General features: G+C 63.7%; 1 protein-coding gene. It reads left to right on the top strand.

Going from position 1 to position 1,549, the window contains the following annotated elements:
* The first annotated feature begins 179 nt into the window (after positions 1 to 179).
* Complete coding sequence (locus tag AC07E3_RS21365; RefSeq protein WP_478364735.1) at positions 180 to 1,526, top strand: IS5 family transposase; 1,347 nt, start codon at positions 180 to 182, stop codon at positions 1,524 to 1,526.
* Positions 1,527 to 1,549: the final 23 nt, after the last annotated feature.

Genomic DNA, 1,549 nt, shown 5'->3' with positions numbered 1-1,549 from the left:
TAGTCGGCCGTGAAGAATCCGGAGGCTTCTGAATTCCCACAGGAATTCGTGGTTTCAAAGCTCTACGGTTTGCAGGAAACGTGTGGCTTGTGGGTTGTTTTCCTGCAATTCATTTTGTGGTTTTCCTTCCCTGCGAGGCGTGATTCACTGCCGATATCGCAGTGAATCGGAGCCAGGGGATGGGCAAGCCACGCGAATTGCGCGAGACGGGAGAGCAGGATTTGTTCCGCTCCCGGCTCGACCAGATCATCAACATGGAACACGAGTTGGTGCGGCTGGCGCGGGCGATCGACTGGCCGGTGCTGGAGGCGCGTTTCGGCGCGGTCTATTCGGACGGGCCGGGCATGCCGCCCTTGCCGACGCGGCTGATGGCGGGACTGGCGCTCCTCAAGCACACGTTCGACCTGTCGGACGAGGCGCTGTGCGCGCGCTGGGTGGAGAACCCCTACTTCCAGTATCTGTGCGGGGAGACGTTCTTCCGCCACGACCTGCCGTTCGACCGCTCCTCGATGACGCGCTGGCGTCAGCGCATGGGCGAAGAGCGCATGACGGCGCTGCTGCAGGAGAGCCTCGCCGTCGCGGTCAGGACGGGCGCGATGAAGCCGGCCGACACGCGCCAGGTGATCCTGGACACCACCGTGCAGCCGAAGAGCGTGATGTTCCCGACCGACGCCAAGCTGCTTCACCGGGCACGCGAACGACTGGTGCGGCTGGCTGGGAAGGTGGGCCTCGACCTGCGCCAGAGCTATGTGCGGGTCGGCAAGCTGGCGCTGATCAAGCACCAGCGTTATGCCCACGCCAAGCAGTTCAAGCGCGCCAACAAGGCGCTGCGCAAACTCAAGACCTATCTCGGCCGGACCATCCGCGACATCAGGCGCAAGATCGCCGGCGACGCCGAACTGGACGCGATCTTCAAATGGCCGCTCTACCAGGCCTCGACCGTCCTCGAGCAGCGTCAGCGCCAGCGCGGCCGAAAAATCTACAGCCTCCATGCGCACGAGGTGGAATGCATCGGCAAGGGCAAGGCGCATGCCCCCTACGAGTTCGGCGTCAAGGTCTCGATCGCCACCACGCTCGCCCGCTCGAAGGGTGGCCAGTTCGCGCTCCATGCGAAAGCCTTGCCCGGCAATCCATATGACGGCCACACGCTCGCGACCGTCATTCCCGACATGGAAAGGACCATCGGAAACGAGCTTTCCCGCATCCTCGCCGATGCCGGCTACCGGGGCCACAATGCACCCGACACCTACAAGTTCAGGGTCTTCACGGCCGGCCAGAAACGGCGCGTCACATCGACCATCAAGCGCCTGATGCGCCGACGATCCGCGGTCGAGCCGGTCATCGGACACATCAAGAACGAGCACCGCATGGGCCGCAACCATCTCGCCGGCCAGCAGGGCGACGCCATCAACGCCATCCTCGCCGCCGCCGGCTACAACTTCTCCCTCCTGCTCAAATGGCTGAAGGCTTTCTTGCGGCTGATGATCGCCGCGCTGCTGGTCCCGCCAAACTCCGTCGCAGCCTGAATGCGCAATTGTTCACGGTCGAC

The organism is Nitratireductor lacus (genome assembly GCF_056431025.1).
Note: the sequence above shows the minus strand (reverse complement) of the source record. Positions and strands in the feature narration are given on the sequence as shown.